Source organism: Brucella gallinifaecis, assembly GCF_006476605.1.
Classification (GTDB): domain Bacteria; phylum Pseudomonadota; class Alphaproteobacteria; order Rhizobiales; family Rhizobiaceae; genus Brucella; species Brucella gallinifaecis.
On sequence record NZ_ML636804.1, the window covers coordinates 167,462 to 181,834 of the forward strand.

Here is a 14,373-nt window from a genome sequence, read left to right on the forward strand (position 1 = left end):
AATACGCATTTTAGCTGTCGACCAGCTTGAGACTTTTATCAAAAACACGGAGCACACGTTCAAGTTCATTTCCACGCTTCATAATCAGGCCGCTTGCGGCAATGACAGAATAAGCGCCTTGTTTCTGAGCAAGTTTCGGTTTTTTCTCGACACGAAATAGTGGCACTTCGCTGGAGCGGCGAAAGATTGAAAAGATTGCTCTGTCGGCAAGGTGATCGATTGCATAATCGCGCCATGCGCCGGTTGCGACCATCCGGCCATAAATATTGAGGATTTTACCAAGTTCGTGCCTGTCGAAACTGACAGTGGCTGCCATTGGGCGTGATTGCCCCAGAGGGATTACTTTGGACGCCGCCGGTGCATGAGATGATTTATCTTCATTTGCAGCACTTGGAATATCCATGTTCTTTCTTTCATTACAGACTGGGCAGGCTGGGCAGAATGGGCAGACTGGGCAGAATGAATTGTGCAGCAAACAGAGCAAGCGGCGATCATCCTGCTTCATGGGTACATGGTGATGCTTTTATTAAATTTTTGCAAGGTTGTGTTTGAGTGCTGGAACTCCCGCCTAGATTGGTCTATATAAAATACATCCCAATTAGTTGCATATTAGTCGTTCACGAAAAGAGAACAGCTGTTCTTAATGGTGATCGCCGGCCACATTTTGGCCTTGTCAAATTCGCAATCCAGCCAGATTATGACGTCAGCATCCACGCGTTGCCTGAGACGGTTCGGTTCGGGTATGTCCGACCCCAAGCCCCCCGCCCAAAGGACTGCCCGAACCGAACCAACTCTTGATGGTTCAGCCGCTCAGGAACAGGCAATATTTTCCGAAATTACAGGATAGTTTCTGCTGCTTTTGCATCAGCAGGAAATGCTATCGCATGGCGCGAAAGAAAAGCGGCCTTAGCGAAGAGATGAACCAGAATCTTGCATGATGCGCGCTGAAGCAGTGCGCAATGGGTTTAGAGCGCATCCCGAAAAGTGTGAAACGGTTTTCGGACTAAGATGCGCGTTAAAACAAATATTTAGAGCGCCGATCTGATTCACTCAGATCGAAACGCGCTCTAGAGACCCAGTTGAGCCTGTGGCTTAAATATGGCCGCGCCATAAATCTTGCCCAGTGATTTATTACCGTTGCTTTCCTGCAAAATGACAGCACAACCGCTCACATCCTTGCGGGTAAGTTCGGAGGCAGGCAGTTCGATTTTCAGGGCATCGCCGTCCCACATGCCGATCGTATTGATATCTGTTACCGTGTTGCGATAAGTGACTGACTGGCCTGCATTCTCGCCCTTGCTGATCGGAATTGTCACTGAATCACGCAGATAAAACATCACGACATGCACAGGCTTGTCCGGCTTGTGACCGGCTGCAATCTCAATCGAAAGGCGCCCGTCATTTTCTCTGGTGATAGAAACAGGAATGTTGAGCTTGTTTTCAGTGAGATGGTTTTTGACGGTTTCAGCATCATTGCCGTTCATCTCAGTAGCGCCATTGACGATTGCCTGCGGTGTATAAACCATCTTGGCATTGAATGAGTTGCGATAGGCATTCTGACGATCGGTATTGTCCTGAGTGGCAAGCGTATCGCGCCAGCCCATATAATCCCAGTAATTGACGTGAAATGACAGTGCCAGAATATTTGGATCATCCGCATAGGATGCCAGGTTCTTGTCAGCCTGCGGGCAGGATTTGCAGCCCTGACTGGTGTAAAGTTCAAGCACTGATGTACGCGTACTGTTGTCCTGCGCTTTCGCAACGCCCTGCATTGTAAAACATCCGGTGAAGGCCAGTCCCACAGCAGTACAAATACAGCGTAAACCGGGTGCATATTCACCCGATAGCCATGTATTGGTTCCATTGAATGGAGAGTGGAAGCTCACGTTTGTTTCATCCTGCAATCGAAAATTTTTAGCAAAACGGGCAAAACGTTTTGCATAGCGCAATGCATAAATAATTGATTTGTACCTTTATTATGTAGGAACTGTGACGATCAATAGGAAGTCACTTTGCAGTGAGTTTCATCACAATCTTTGCATTGCCAGTGTTTCCTTTATCTCACTCTGCCAGTCTATAGGCAAAAAAGCCGCAGGATTTCTCCGGCGGCTTTTTCATTTTACAATTTTTGTTGCTTAAGCAGCGAGATCGCGCAGAACAGTCTGCAAAATGCCACCGTTTTTCATATAGTCCAGTTCGTCCAGCGTATCGATACGGCAGATCAGTGGAACCTTCTTCACAGTCCCATCGGCGAATGTGATCGAAGCATCGACCTTCTGGCGCGGGCGAATATCGGCGAGACCTTCAATGGTGATGATTTCGTCCCCCTTCAGGCCCAGTGTCTGCCAGCTCGTACCTTCTTCAAACACAAATGGTACAATGCCCATGCCGACGAGGTTGGAACGGTGAATACGCTCGAATGACTGGGCAATCACGGCCTTCACCCCAAGCAGGTTGGTGCCCTTGGCAGCCCAGTCACGCGACGAACCATTGCCATATTCCACACCGGCAAAGATGACGAGCGGAATACCCTCGGCCTTATATTGCATGGCAGCATCATAGATCGAGGTTTCTTCCTTTGAAGGATAGTGAATGGTGTAGCCGCCTTCGCGACCGTTTTCGCCCAGCATGAAATTGCGAATACGGATATTCGCGAAAGTGCCACGCATCATCACTTCATGATTGCCGCGGCGCGTACCATACTGGTTGAAATCGGCAATGCCGACACCATGGTCGATAAGATATTGCCCGGCCGGCGACTGTGCCTTGATGGAACCGGCAGGTGAAATATGGTCGGTGGTGATCTTGTCTCCGAAGAGGCCCAAAATACGTGCACCCTTGACGTCTGCGATTTGACCTGCCGACTTGCCCATGCCCACGAAGTAAGGCGGGTTCTGCACATAGGTCGAGTTATCGTCCCATGCATAGGTCTGGCCAGCAGGAACCTGAACGGCCTGCCAGTTTTCGTCGCCTTTAAATACATCCGCATATTTCTCCGAGAAGACCTTGCGGGTTACATTTTTGGCGATGAAATCCTGAATTTCAGCCGATGAAGGCCAGATATCGCGCAGGAATACCGGATTGCCGTCCTTGTCTTCGCCAAGTGGTTCCTTGGTCAGATCCTTGGTGACAGTTCCGGCCAATGCATGCGCCACAACCAGTGGAGGTGAAGCCAGATAGTTGGCCTGAACATCGGGTGAAACGCGGCCTTCAAAGTTACGGTTGCCGGACAAAACAGTCGCTGCAATCAGGCCTTTTTCATTGATTGTCTTTGAGATCGGAGCAGGCAATGGGCCAGAATTGCCGATACAGGTCGTGCAGCCAAAACCAACAAGATTAAAACCAAGTGCATCAAGATCTTTCTGAAGACCAGCCGATTCAAGATAGGCTGCAACCACCTGAGAGCCGGGAGCCAGCGATGTCTTGACCCATGGTTTGGTTTTGAGACCCTTGGCAACAGCATTGCGGGCCAGAAGACCGGCAGCAATCAGAACGCTCGGATTGGATGTATTGGTGCACGACGTGATAGCGGCAATCACCACATCGCCATGACCAAGATCATAGTCTTCGCCTTCAACAGGGTATCGCGTGGTCTGGCCTGTGGTCTTCTTATATTCGGTTTCAAGCGCCGATGCGAAGCCCGATCCGATATTCTCCAGAGCAATACGGCCCTCAGGGCGCTTTGGACCTGCCATTGATGGCACAACTTCGCCCATGTCCAGCTCAAGAACATCGGTGAAAACCGGATCTTCCGAACCGGATTCACGCCACATGCCCTGTGCACGCGAATAGGCTTCCACGAGCGCAAGACGGTCCTCGTCCCGGCCAGTCGTGTTCATATAGTTGAGCGTTTCTTTGTCGATTGGGAAAAAGCCGCAAGTTGCGCCATATTCCGGGCCCATATTGGCAATCGTCGCGCGATCAGCCAGCGTCATATTTTCCAGGCCCGACCCAAAGAACTCGACAAATTTGCCAACAACGCCCTTCTTGCGCAGCATCTGTGTGACGGTGAGCACGAGATCGGTTGCGGTCACACCTTCCTTGAGCTTGCCGGTCAGGCGGAAACCGATAACTTCCGGCAGCAGCATTGAAACAGGCTGGCCGAGCATTGCGGCTTCCGCTTCAATACCACCAACACCCCAGCCAAGAACGCCAAGGCCATTGACCATTGTTGTGTGGGAATCGGTGCCGACGCAGGTATCAGGATAAGCGACGATCACACCGTCTTCTTCCTTCGTCCATACGGCCTGTGCCAGATATTCGAGGTTCACCTGATGGCAGATGCCGGTGCCCGGAGGAACAACACGGAAGTTCTTGAACGCCTGCTGGCCCCATTTCAGGAAGCGATAACGTTCGCCATTGCGCTTGTATTCGAGGTCCACATTGGCTTTGAACGCATTGGGGTTGCCAAATTCATCGACGATGACTGAATGGTCGATAACAAGATCCACAGGAACCAGCGGATTGATCTTTTCCGGGTCGCCACCAAGGGCCTTGAGACCATCGCGCATGGCTGCAAGGTCAACAACGGCCGGAACGCCGGTAAAATCCTGCATGAGCACGCGGGCAGGACGATAAGCAATTTCTGCACCGGCAGAGCCGCGATCTGTGAGCCATGCGGCAACGGCTTCGATATCCGATTTCTTGACAGATCGGTCATCTTCAAAGCGCAGCAGGTTCTCAAGCAGAACCTTCATGGAAAATGGAAGTTTGGAAATGCCCGTCAAGCCGTTTTTTTCGGCTTCTGTCAGACTGTAATAGATATAGTCCTTACCGTTGACGGTAAGCGTTTTGCGGCTTTTGAAACTATCAATGTTAGACACTTTAGTTCGTCCTCATGCTGCTGGCCGGAAAACCAGGACGAACGCCTAGGCTTGCGTTTCAAGGACGCGCCAAGGTGCGGGTGCAGTCATTTCCGCTGTCCGTCCCGAAAACTGAAGCCTTTACAAGCGCCAAGTGTTTGAGATCGGCCAAAATTTCTTTCCACACCGACCGCTGGCATGGTAACTCTGATATAGGTTGTTTCTTAAAACGATTCCAGACAGATTATTGTGAACCGGCACCCTTGCGGCAAAATGTTACGTCATCCCGGTTTTTTTTAAGCTTGGCTCAAGGAGAGAATATGCGGCTTTCGGCCGAAAACCTGGCGGGAGAACGCGGAGGCGAGGCGATCTTTGCCAAGCTCTCATTTGCATTATCGTCCGGCGAGGCGCTGATTGTCACAGGTCCGAATGGTTCGGGCAAATCAACCTTGCTGCGTATTATCTGCGGATTGCTTGCACCTGAAGAGGGCCAGATTGCACTGGTTGAAGATGCAACAACCCTTCCCGTTCGTACGGCCTGTCATTATCTTGGCCACCAGAATGCCATGAAACCCGCCTTGAGCGTGCGTGAAAATCTTCTGTTCTGGCAAAAGTTCAATGGGGCAGCCGCACATGATATTGGCGAGGCGCTGGAGGCTGTTGATCTGCCGGGTGTTGAACATCTGCCCTTCGGCTATCTTTCAACCGGGCAGAAGCGCCGTGTTGCAATCGCCAGACTTTTGACCAGCTATCGCCCATTGTGGATTGTCGATGAGCCGACTGCGGGGCTCGACAGGGCATCTGAGGCGCGTTTTGCAGAACTTATGCGTGAGCATATGCGCGACGGTGGAATGGTGATTGCAGCAACACATATTCCGCTTGGTCTCGAAAATGTTCATACGCTCGACATGGCGCAATATTCGCCCGAGGATGTGTGATGCTTGCACTGTTTCTGCGAGATTTGCGCCTGAGTTTCCGCGCTGGCGGAGGCGCTTTGATCGGCATATTGTTCTTTCTGGCAGTGATTTCGGTGATGCCATTTGGCGTCGGGCCTGATCTTAATCTATTGTCACGTATTGGACCGGCCATGCTGTGGATCGGTGCTTTGCTGGCGGCCCTTCTTGGCCTCGACAGACTGTTTCAGGCGGATCGTGAGGATGGTTCGCTCGATTTGTTGCTGATCGGTGCGGATCGCCATATGCTGGCTTTTACTGTATTTGTGAAATGCTTCGCCCATTGGGTTGCAAGTGTTTTGCCGCTGGTGATTGCTTCACCTTTGCTGGGGCTGTTCATGAATATGGATATGACGGCTGTGGCTGCGACCACACTCACACTTCTGGTTGGAACGCCTGCAATCACCTTTATCGGTGCAGTTGGAGCCGCTCTTGCTGTTGCACTGCCGCGCGGTGGTTTGCTGGTCTCGGTGATCGTGCTGCCGCTCACAATTCCAGTGCTGATTTTCGGTGTGTCGGCTTCTTATGGTGCAAGTGATGCCGTGGCGCCTTTTTTTGCACCATTCCTTATTCTTTGTGCGCTCACCTTGTTCTTTGCAGTTTTGGGGCCGTTGGCAGCAAGTGCTGCTCTTAAAACATCGGCGGATTAAACAGGTTTCGCTGTGATAAGGTGATATTGTTCTCGGCAGAGTGTCGCAGTTGATTACGGTCAATTGAACGTCATAACGCCTCAGGTATAAGTATAGACTATGACGAATGACATTGTGAAAACCACAAGTTGGCTTGATCTTGCAAACCCCACGCGATTTCTTGGTTTCGCGGGCCGGGTTTTGCCCTGGCTTGCCATTCTCTCGGCGCTGTTTCTCGCAGCAGGGCTTTATATGGTTTTCGTATCGCCTGATGATTACCAGCAGGGACTGACAGTGCGCATCATGTATATCCATGTGCCTTTCGCATGGCTTTCCATGATGTGCTACTCAATCATGGCAATCTCAGCGCTGGGCACGCTGGTCTGGCGACATCCGCTGGCCGATGTTTCAATCAGGGCTGCAGCGCCTTTGGGTGCGGTGTTCACGGCACTGGCACTTGCGACCGGCTCGCTCTGGGGCAAGCCGATGTGGGGAACATGGTGGGTGTGGGACGCGCGGCTGACATCGGTTTTTGTGCTTTTCCTGATGTATCTTGGCATTATCGCCCTGTCGCGTGCCATGGATGATCCGGCAAAAAGCGCTAAGCCTGTAGCCGTGCTCACGCTTGTTGGCTTCATCAATATTCCGATTATCAAATTCTCGGTTGACTGGTGGAACACGCTTCACCAGCCAGCATCGGTTTTCCGCATGGATGGCCCGACGATTGACGGCTCCATGCTACGTCCGCTTTTTGTAATGGCGATTGGTTTCACATTGCTGTTTCTGACATTACACATGATGGCCATGCGCAATGAAATCTGGCGCCGCCGCGTGGCCATGATGAAGAAACTTGCTCTGCGCAATGCAGATCGCAGCCGCCTGAAAAAAGAGTGTTCTCATGCGCAAGGGGAGGCTGCACGATGAGCCATTTCGCTTATGTGATGACGTCTTACGGGATTGCGGCAGCAGTGCTGGCCATGACCATTGGCTGGATTCTGATTGATCAGCGCATTCAGAAGAATGAGCTGAAACGGCTTGAGGTACAGGGTGTGCGCCGCCGTTCCGACAAAGCATCCGGTTCTGCCCAATGACTGAAGCAACCAAAAAACGCGCAACCTGGGTGGCATTGTTGCCGCTGATGATTTTCATTGCTCTTGCTGCAATCTTTGCGGTGCAGCTTCTGTCCGGCAAAGACAACACGACTATCCCGTCAGCCTTGCTGGGCAGGCAAGCTCCGCCAACCAATCTTCCACCAGTGGAAGGTCTTGTGCAGGACGGTGCGCCGGTACCGGGCCTTGACAGTGAAGATTTTAAAGGCCGGCTCACGCTGGTCAATGTCTGGGGATCATGGTGCGTCCCATGCCGTCAGGAGCATCCGCTGCTGATGGAAATTGCCAAGGACGAGCGCATTCGCGTGGTTGGCCTCAACTACAAGGATCAGCCTGAAAACGCTCGCCGCTTCTTGGGCGATCTCGGCAATCCGTTCGCCGCAGTCGGTGCTGATCGGACCGGGCGTACAGCCATTGAATGGGGCGTCTACGGCGTGCCGGAAACCTTCCTCGTCGATGAGACAGGGAAGATTGTTTACAAGCATGTCGGACCGTTTACGCCGGAGTCTGTGAAAAATGATCTGATGCCAGCCGTGGCAAAGGCATTACAGGAATAAGTTTATACAATGAAAAAAGCCCCCATATGGGGGCTTTTTAGATTATCAATCCGGCAATTTACGAACCGCACCCTTGGCAGCACTGGTTGCCATGGATGCATAGGCTTTCAGTGCCGTGGAAACCTTGCGCTTGCGCTGTTCCTGAGGCTTCCAGCCTGCTGCTTCCTGCTCTGCGCGGCGTTCTGCCAGCGTTGCATCATCAACAGCCAGATGGATGGTGCGGTTGGGAATATCAATGTCGATAATATCGCCCTCACGCACCAGACCGATCGTGCCACCTTCGGCTGCTTCCGGCGAAACGTGACCAATCGAAAGGCCTGAAGAGCCGCCCGAGAAACGTCCATCCGTGATCAGCGCACAGGCTTTGCCCAAGCCTTTTGATTTCAGATAGCTGGTCGGATAGAGCATTTCCTGCATGCCCGGACCACCGCGCGGACCCTCATAGCGGATCAGCACGATATCGCCAGCCTTGATCTTGCCGTTAAGAATGCCAAGCACTGCCGTATCCTGACTTTCAAAGATGCGGGCGGGGCCGGAGAATTTCAGGATTGAATCATCCACGCCCGCTGTCTTTACGATGCAGCCATCTTCGGCGAGATTGCCGTAAAGCACGGCCAGACCACCATCCTGAGAGAAGGCATGTTCTTTCGAGCGGATGACACCTTTTTCGCGGTCAGTATCGACGCTGTCAAAGCGGCGTTCCTGAGAAAATGCAATCTGGGTCGGCACACCGCCGGGAGCAGCGGAATAGAACTTGTGCACCATCTCGCTCTTGCTACGGATCACATCCCAGTGATCAAGCGCCTTGGCCATGCTTTCACTATGAACAGTCGGCAGATCGGTATTGATCAGCCCTGCTTTTTCGAGCTGGCCAAGAATGCCCATAATGCCACCGGCACGATGCACATCTTCCATGTGAACATTGGCGACTGCCGGTGCGACCTTGCACAAAACCGGCACGCGGCGCGACAGGCGGTCAATATCCGCCATGGTGAAGTCAATTTCGGCTTCCTGTGCGGCAGCAAGCAGATGCAGGACCGTATTGGTCGATCCGCCCATGGCAATATCGAGTGTCATGGCATTTTCAAAGGCCGGGAAGCTCGCAATCGAACGTGGCAGCACGCTGTCATCATCCTGCTCGTAATAGCGGCGTGCCAGATCGACAATCAGATGGCCGGCTTCAACAAACAGGCGCTTGCGGTCGAGATGGGTTGCAAGGGTTGAGCCATTACCGGGCAGCGACAGGCCAAGTGCTTCTGTAAGGCAGTTCATCGAGTTTGCTGTGAACATGCCTGAACATGAGCCGCAGGTCGGGCAGGCGGATCGTTCAATCGCCTTGACCTGATCATCCGTGTAATGATCATCGGCAGCAGCAACCATGGCGTCCACGAGATCAAGCTTCTTGACCTGATCATCCCAGACAACCTTGCCAGCTTCCATCGGTCCGCCGGAAACAAAGATAACCGGAATATTAAGGCGCAGCGAGGCCATCAACATGCCGGGCGTGATCTTGTCGCAATTGGAAATGCAGACCATCGCATCGGCACAATGGGCATTGACCATATATTCAACCGAGTCGGCGATGAGTTCGCGCGATGGCAGCGAATAGAGCATGCCGTCATGGCCCATGGCGATGCCGTCATCGACCGCAATGGTATTGAATTCCTTGGCAACGCCACCGGCTTTTTCAATCTCGCGTGCCACCAGCTGTCCAAGATCCTTGAGATGCACATGACCCGGCACAAATTGCGTGAATGAATTCACCACAGCAATGATTGGCTTGCCAAAATCCTCATCTTTCATGCCGGTGGCGCGCCAAAGGCCGCGCGCGCCAGCCATATTGCGGCCGTGGGTGGTAGTACGCGAACGATAAGGAGGCATTTTCAAACCTTTTAGGAATATTCTAATTTGTGATGCCGGTATGACAGAACTGCTTGCGCAGAGCAAAGCGCAAATTGCCCCAGCGCGTGCACCGGTCCTGATCCTGAGGATAGTGTACTCAGCAGTAATTGGAGATGCCGACAGGACCAATCTAGCACATTATTGATATAATGCAAAAGATTTAAGGCTTCAAACGTAATGAAATTTCTCAAAGCCCTTGTCAGCATGTGCTGAAATCTACTGGAATCTCGATTTGTTCAGAAAGCTGTAAATGTCAGAGTGGTCAGCGAGCGCACGATATTGGGAATATTGAGCACGTTTTCGTTGATGAATTTGCCAATATCATCGCCTTCTTTGACATAGATTTTGGCAAGAAGATCATATTCGCCGCTTGTTGAATAAAGCTCTGAAACAATTTCGCGCTGATAAAGCGTGTCTGCCACCTCATAGGTTTTACCGGGGGCGCATTGCAGTTGCAGGAAAACGGGTTTCATATCTGTTCCTTCTGCCACAGGACATCTACGGCTGTATTGTCAATTTATCTTGGGCTGTTTCAAGCACGGTCTCATTCGCGAAATCAAGAGCATTTCACATGGCAATCTCTGTGAAGCCTGTATGGCTGCTGTATTTCAAACAGGTTTTTGTTCTCATTTACGCAATTGTATTTTTAATTGAAGAAGGCGATAAGACTCCGCAATAGTTGTAATAAGATAATAGTTATATGCTTTACGTTCTGCCAGCCGTTCTGGTTCTGTTTTCAATGGCCTTTGCTATCGTTTGGGCCGTTGATAAATTGCGTCGCTATCTTCTGTGGTGTGCGCTGTGCTTTTTCTGCATTGGTCTGGCAATGTTGCTGCAACTTATTGATATTCCGGCTGATGATGGCCACAATACGTTGTTGACAGCGACAATTTATATAGTGGGCGCTTTGGCTGGCGGGCAGGGAATTTTGAGCCGCTCGGGCCTGTCTGTGCCGCGGTGGTTTTGCATAAGCAGCTTTGTGCTGGTCCTTGGTGGTATACTTGTTTTTCTGTATATTTATCCAAGTCTGTCTGGCCGTATCTATGTTCTCAATTTTGGCCTGGCCTTTATTATTCTTGCATTTGTATGGTATTTGCGCGGCCTTATCGACGGAACGGTTGCTGACAAGCTGATCATTGCCATGCTGCTGCTAGTGTCATTGCAATTTTTCCCGCGTACACTGTTAACTGCACATCTGGTTGCCGGTGATGATACATCGGTTGATTTTGCTTTTACGCCTTTCTGGCAATGGACGGTTTTTTCAACCGCTGTCGCCTCGGTGATTGCCGGTCTGGTGCTTTTTGCAGCCGCAGGTGCTGATCGTTTCAGCGAACTTGTTCGCGAACGTGACAGCGATCCGCTGACCGGACTCCTCAATCGCCGGGGGCTGGAGGCACGTATAAATCTTGCCGAACGAAGCAATCTGTCTGGCTGGATCGTTGCCTGTGACATTGATCACTTCAAGGTTATTAACGATTTGTATGGTCATGCGACTGGTGATGCGGTCCTGAAAGAATTTGCTGATATTCTTCAGTCCTATTCTGGCGATCATAATCTGACGGCACGTATCGGCGGCGAAGAATTTATCCTTTTTCTCGATGATATGCCGTCAGACGAAGCCTTTGCATTGGTTGAGGCCATTCGCGAAAGTGTCAATGACCGGGGATTTGCCCGTTTGCCTGAAGATGAGCATGTGACGTGCAGCTTTGGCGCAGCCAAGCTCGAAAGCTCCGGAGATTTCTGGCAGACCGTGGAGCGAGCCGATATGATTTTATATGCTGCAAAAGAAGCAGGACGAAACAGAACATTTTTCGGAAGATGATTTCCGCCAATCCGTAAGATGCATTCAGGATGATATCCATTCTTGTGGGGATTTCATTCAATAATGCTTCTGTGAAGCTCGACAGGCTGGCCCGGAAATGTGTTATCGGCTTTTCAGACCGCTATAGTGGTTTAATATCTGTAGTCGTTTTGTGCATGCTGCATAAGAATAAACAGTCAGGATCACTCATTCTGAGTGAATGCGTCCTGAAGTCTTTTTAAGTGAGTTTTTTGAAATCCAATGCAATTCCTATACCGTCGGGTATCCATATCGAATTTTTTATGTTTCCTGTTGTCCATTCTGGCCTTTATGCTGCTCGCTCTGAATGCTCCTGCCATAGCAATGACGGCGCTTGAAAAGGCGCAGCTTAAAAAGCTTGATCCTGCAACCCGTCTTGAGCAGCGTTGCGACGTCGAGGCAATGGAACGGATCAGCCGTGAGATGAGAAAATTTTCGGTCGACAAGGTGCTGGCCTATGCCTTTTCTGATCCGCGTATAAATAAAAACAGCATTCAGGCTGATGGGGCAGCGTTTCGCAGCCATCATCGCTGGTACAGGCTCGCCTTTGTTTGCAAGAGCGATGATAATCACATGAAAATCACTTCATTTGATTATGAGATTGGCGAAGAAGTTCCCCTTGATCAGTGGGACAGGCATTACCTCGTCCCCTGATTATATATTACTGTTCGCGATCATCCGCGCGGCAGGCTGCAAGTATTGTCACTTCCTTTGCTGAATCATCGGCTTCCAGATGTGTTAAAATGGCCTGCCCGTCTTTTTCCGCCCAGCGGTAGCTATCCTGCTCATCCATTGCGACGTATTTTTTCAAGGCATCATGCCATTGCAGTGCAACCATTTTTCCTTCTGCATCCAGCACTGCAAAAGCCGGTTCTTCGCCAGCATGGATATAGGTGAGCGGTACGACCACGCCGCGCTCGCAGATATAGTCAACTCGCAAGACCGAGTCCCGGCTGATGGTTTGCGCCAGAGCTGGAGCTGTTGTCATGAGAGCCGCAGAAAATGCGATGATCGTGTTCTGAATTGTGCGCTGCATGATCGTCTTTCTGTTTCGATGAATTTTATAACAATCCCATCATGATATGGCGGGATAATATGGCGATTATAGGCGCTCGCATGGGAAATGCGATTCATGGTTAAGCGTGTAAAATCCAAAAAGCTTAAATAAACAATTTTACAATGGAACCGAAGCCATACTTGGCCGTTATAAAATTGCTGATCGTCAGATTGGCCGGGGCCCGGAATAAATTTGCCCCCGCAATCCTGTCCGGGTCCCACCTTTCAGGGAGCATTTTGATTTGAAAGCGCTATTGCCATTATCATTACATTGATAATTCTTGCCTCTGTTCCAGTTATTAAAGAAGACGGTTAGAAATTTATTTCTTATAATCGCATCAGATCGCTCGGAATTTCCAAGGTGGTTTCAAAGAACAGAAGCGTTGTAGCATCCTGTAAGCAATGACCTCTGATACTCTTTGGTGAGTGAAACGTGGAGAGGTGGCCCTGATTATGTTGAAGAACACATCGAAATTTTCAATTGCGCTTGCGGCTTTTGTTGCGACCGCAGCACTTGCCGGGACCATTCAGGCAAGTCATGCAGACCAGACATTGCTCAATGTGTCCTATGATCCGACACGTGAGCTTTATAAGGATTATAATGCTGCTTTTGCCAAGCACTGGAAGGATGAAACAGGCGAGACGGTGACCATCCGCACCTCCCATGGCGGATCGGGCAAGCAGGCGCGTTCTGTCATCGATGGCGTGAAAGCAGATGTCGTCACCCTGGCACTGGAAAGCGATATTAATGCTATCGTGGAACATTCGGGTAAGATCGATAAGGATTGGCGCAAGCGTTTGCCTGACAATTCGTCGCCTTATACTTCCACAATCGTCTTTCTCGTACGCAAGGGCAACCCAAAAGGTCTTAAGGATTGGGGTGATCTGATCAAGGATGGCGTTGAGGTTATTACGCCAAACCCCAAGACATCAGGCGGTGCGCGCTGGAACTATCTGGCCGCCTGGGCATGGGCTGACAAGGAATATGGCGGTGATGATGCCAAGATAAAGGAATATATCGGCGAGCTTTTCCGTCATGTACCGGTGCTTGATACGGGTGCACGTGGTTCAACCACCACCTTCGTCCAGCGTCAGCTGGGGGATGTGCTGCTGGCATGGGAAAATGAAGCCTATCTTTCTATCGCCGAATTTGGTGATGACGCTTTTGATATTGTCGTGCCGCCGCAATCGATCCTTGCAGAGCCACCGGTAGCGCTGGTCGACAAGAATGCCGATGATAACGGCACCCGCAAGGTTGCTGAAGCCTATCTTGAATATCTCTATTCGCCGGAAGGTCAGGCGCTGGCATCCAAGCATTTTTATCGCCCGTCAAAGCCTGATGTGGTGCCTGCTGACCAGAAACGTGAATTCCCGCAGTTGCAGCTCGTAACAATTGATGATCCAATCTTTGGCGGATGGGCCAAGGCGCAGCCTTATCACTTTGGTGATGGTGGCACATTCGATCAGATTTATAAGCCAGCAAAGTAAGGCGCATTCAAGTGAGTCAGTACGACCAATAAAAGGG

The 14,373-nt window shown here is 50.9% G+C and carries 14 protein-coding genes; 8 read left to right on the forward strand and 6 right to left on the reverse strand.

The features are described from left to right. Window positions 1-10: 10 nt before the first annotated feature. The 3 genes from FHY56_RS09150 to acnA form a co-directional block, all read right to left on the reverse strand. A complete protein-coding gene (locus tag FHY56_RS09150) occupies window positions 11-403 on the reverse strand; it encodes a DUF2794 domain-containing protein (protein WP_140904858.1) in 393 nt (130 codons plus the stop codon). A 664-nt stretch (window positions 404-1,067) separates the two neighbouring features. After that, a complete protein-coding gene (locus FHY56_RS09155) occupies window positions 1,068-1,802 on the reverse strand; it encodes a DUF1223 domain-containing protein (protein WP_140905030.1) in 735 nt (244 codons plus the stop codon). 333 nt (window positions 1,803-2,135) lie between these two features. Beyond that, window positions 2,136-4,823: an aconitate hydratase AcnA gene (gene acnA, locus FHY56_RS09160; RefSeq protein ID WP_140904859.1), complete on the reverse strand. Its 2,688-nt coding sequence runs from the start codon at window positions 4,821-4,823 to the stop codon at window positions 2,136-2,138. 299 nt (window positions 4,824-5,122) lie between these two features. Between acnA and ccmA the strand changes: the two genes are divergently transcribed. The 5 genes from ccmA to FHY56_RS09185 all read left to right on the forward strand — a co-directional run bounded on the left by ccmA (window position 5,123) and on the right by FHY56_RS09185 (window position 8,050). Then, a complete protein-coding gene (gene ccmA / locus FHY56_RS09165) occupies window positions 5,123-5,740 on the forward strand; it encodes a heme ABC exporter ATP-binding protein CcmA (RefSeq protein WP_140904860.1) in 618 nt (205 codons plus the stop codon). Continuing rightward, complete coding sequence (gene ccmB, locus FHY56_RS09170; RefSeq protein WP_140904861.1) at window positions 5,740-6,405, forward strand: heme exporter protein CcmB; 666 nt, start codon at window positions 5,740-5,742, stop codon at window positions 6,403-6,405. Before ccmA ends, ccmB begins: the two co-directional genes overlap by 1 nt. 99 nt (window positions 6,406-6,504) lie before the next feature. Beyond that, on the forward strand, window positions 6,505-7,308 hold the full coding sequence (locus FHY56_RS09175; RefSeq protein ID WP_140904862.1) for a heme ABC transporter permease: 804 nt from the start codon (window positions 6,505-6,507) through the stop codon (window positions 7,306-7,308). Beyond that, window positions 7,305-7,475 (forward strand): heme exporter protein CcmD, encoded by a 171-nt coding sequence (ccmD, locus tag FHY56_RS09180; RefSeq protein WP_140904863.1) that lies wholly within the window; start codon window positions 7,305-7,307, stop codon window positions 7,473-7,475. Before FHY56_RS09175 ends, ccmD begins: the two co-directional genes overlap by 4 nt. Continuing rightward, on the forward strand, window positions 7,472-8,050 hold the full coding sequence (locus FHY56_RS09185; RefSeq protein WP_140904864.1) for a DsbE family thiol:disulfide interchange protein: 579 nt from the start codon (window positions 7,472-7,474) through the stop codon (window positions 8,048-8,050). The genes ccmD and FHY56_RS09185 overlap by 4 nt, the downstream gene beginning before the upstream one ends. A 45-nt stretch (window positions 8,051-8,095) precedes the next feature. Here FHY56_RS09185 and ilvD read toward each other — a convergent pair whose 3' ends face one another. Both ilvD and FHY56_RS09195 read right to left on the reverse strand, forming a co-directional pair. After that, on the reverse strand, window positions 8,096-9,931 hold the full coding sequence (gene ilvD / locus FHY56_RS09190) for a dihydroxy-acid dehydratase (protein ID WP_140904865.1): 1,836 nt from the start codon (window positions 9,929-9,931) through the stop codon (window positions 8,096-8,098). Between the two features lie 257 nt (window positions 9,932-10,188). Then, window positions 10,189-10,425, reverse strand: coding sequence for an Lrp/AsnC ligand binding domain-containing protein (locus tag FHY56_RS09195; RefSeq protein WP_140904866.1), 237 nt, complete (start codon window positions 10,423-10,425; stop codon window positions 10,189-10,191). A gap of 227 nt (window positions 10,426-10,652) precedes the next feature. Here FHY56_RS09195 and FHY56_RS09200 point away from each other — a divergent pair, with 227 nt between their 5' ends. Next, window positions 10,653-11,774, forward strand: a complete 1,122-nt coding sequence (locus tag FHY56_RS09200) for a GGDEF domain-containing protein (protein WP_140904867.1) — start codon at window positions 10,653-10,655, stop codon at window positions 11,772-11,774. 309 nt (window positions 11,775-12,083) lie between these two features. Next, window positions 12,084-12,446: a DUF930 domain-containing protein gene (locus FHY56_RS09205; protein ID WP_140905031.1), complete on the forward strand. Its 363-nt coding sequence runs from the start codon at window positions 12,084-12,086 to the stop codon at window positions 12,444-12,446. 7 nt (window positions 12,447-12,453) lie between these two features. Here FHY56_RS09205 and FHY56_RS09210 read toward each other — a convergent pair whose 3' ends face one another. Further along, window positions 12,454-12,828, reverse strand: coding sequence for a lysozyme inhibitor (locus tag FHY56_RS09210; protein ID WP_328595373.1), 375 nt, complete (start codon window positions 12,826-12,828; stop codon window positions 12,454-12,456). 473 nt (window positions 12,829-13,301) lie between these two features. On the opposite strand from FHY56_RS09210, the gene FHY56_RS09215 reads away from it, so the two are divergent. Then, the gene (locus tag FHY56_RS09215) at window positions 13,302-14,336 is read left to right on the forward strand and encodes a sulfate ABC transporter substrate-binding protein (RefSeq protein ID WP_140904868.1); all 1,035 of its coding nucleotides are present in this window, start codon (window positions 13,302-13,304) and stop codon (window positions 14,334-14,336) included. Window positions 14,337-14,373 lie beyond the last annotated feature (37 nt).